The 1825-nt window shown below is 42.6% G+C and carries 2 protein-coding genes and 1 pseudogene; all 3 read right to left on the reverse strand.

The annotated features are described in order from the left end of the window. Nucleotides 1-224, reverse strand: a pseudogene (locus LD39_RS10075) (taurine ABC transporter substrate-binding protein); the annotation flags it as partial. A 20-nt stretch (nucleotides 225-244) separates the two neighbouring features. After that, on the reverse strand, nucleotides 245-1018 hold the full coding sequence (locus tag LD39_RS10080; protein WP_035545846.1) for an ABC transporter ATP-binding protein: 774 nt from the start codon (nucleotides 1016-1018) through the stop codon (nucleotides 245-247). Nucleotides 1019-1039: 21 nt separating this feature from the next. Next, the gene (locus tag LD39_RS10085; protein WP_052158806.1) at nucleotides 1040-1819 is read right to left on the reverse strand and encodes an ABC transporter permease; all 780 of its coding nucleotides are present in this window, start codon (nucleotides 1817-1819) and stop codon (nucleotides 1040-1042) included. Nucleotides 1820-1825: the final 6 nt, after the last annotated feature.

Here is a 1825-nt window from a genome sequence, read left to right on the forward strand (position 1 = left end):
TTAGCAATATAAAAACCAGCCCCGGATGCCGCCCCGTCTTCAGCGATGACAACCGTCGTCTTTTTTTCAAGTGGAGCTAAGTCACCACTTGGATTATCTTCGCTGACCTGATCATTAATCTGTCCATCCTTTTGTCCCGTCTCTTCAACGTCGGATCCACATCCACTAAGCATAATCACAAACAAAAACAAAGGAATGATAAACAGCAGATAAGCTTTTTTCATCATCAGATTCCCCTTTCTTCCTAACCCCTTGAGCCTTGAACTTCGTCCTGAAGATGTTTCCAAACTTGAACGAATCGCTCTGCCATCGCGGAGTCCGCTCGTACTTCTTCCATCTTCCTCGGCCTCGGCATATCGACTACCAGTTCATCAACGATTTTTCCAGGCTGGGAGCTCATCAACAGAATTCGATCGCTTAGAAGCAGGGCTTCATCAATGCTGTGCGTGATGAAAAGTACGGTCTTTTTCGTTTCTGACCAGATACTCAATAATTCCTCCTGCAAAATGAATTTGTTCTGTTCATCTAAGGCCGCAAATGGTTCATCCATCAGCAGAATCTCCGGGTCATTTGCAAAAGCTCTAGCTATGCTGACCCGCTGTTTCATGCCCCCGGACAGTTCTTTTGGGTAAAGTTTAGCGAATCGGTCCAATCCAACCTTAGAGAGATAATAATCCGTCCGTTCTTTTACATAAACTTTAGGCAAATGCCTCATTTTCAATCCGAAGGCCACATTTTCTTCCACAGTTAGCCATGGAATGACACCACGTTCCTGAAAAACCATTGATTGCAGAGGGCGGTCTTGTTCTCCACGTTTAATCGTAAAATCGCCGATACTCTTGCTTTCCAACCCAGCTAAAATACGCAGCAAAGTTGTTTTCCCACACCCGCTTGGACCTAGCAAACAGACAAATTCTCCGTCCTTAATATCCATATTTATGTCATGAAGGGCTGTCACACTGCTCCCTTTTTTGTAAAAAACTTTTGTCAAACCACGGATGGATATTTTCGCCTCCATAGTTCCCCCTCCAATTTATCATTATTTCCAGGGTAATAATTTTGTCTGAAAGCCACGTAAAATGAGAGAAAAGAGATAACCAAAAAAGGAAATAAGCACCAGACCTACGTACATTTCTTGAAGAAGGAAAGCTTTGTAGGAGGTCCAGATCAAATACCCGATTCCGGAATTCGCCCCCATCATTTCTGCAGCTACAATGGTCAATAAGGCAATTGCCTGCCCCATCTGTATTCCTTCAATCATGACAGGAAGTGATCCTGGCAATGCAATTTTAAAGAAATAGTCTTTAGAACTAGCTCCATAATTCTTCGCAACATCTAAGTAGATGCGATCGATATTTACGACACCCGCCACCGTATTGATAATGACCGGAAAAAAGACACTTCCGGCAATTGTGACAATTTTGGACACTTCACCGACACCGAACAAAATGAGAATGATCGGTAATAATGCTAACGTCGGAATTGGCATTAGCGCCATGATCAATGGAGAAAAGAAATGCCTTAATGGAGAATAAAGCCCCATCAACAGACCCAGGATAATCGCTGGAATCACACCTAATAAAAATCCCGCAAAAATACGGAATAGGGAAATGCCGATATGATTGAACAACTCACCACTAGTTCCCATAAAAAGAAATGTCCCTACGATTTCCGTAGGAGGCGGGAAAAATCTCGCATCGACTAAACCCGTTCGTGATAGGAACTCCCAAAGAATCAATATAAAAATCGGCGAAGATATTGTAAGCATCTGTTTTAAACGGTTTTTGAGCTGACGATTTTTCCATTCTTCTTGTTCAATTGCAAA

Origin of the sequence: Halobacillus sp. BBL2006, from assembly GCF_000786645.1 — a bacterium.
Taxonomy (GTDB): domain Bacteria; phylum Bacillota; class Bacilli; order Bacillales; family Halobacillaceae; genus Halobacillus.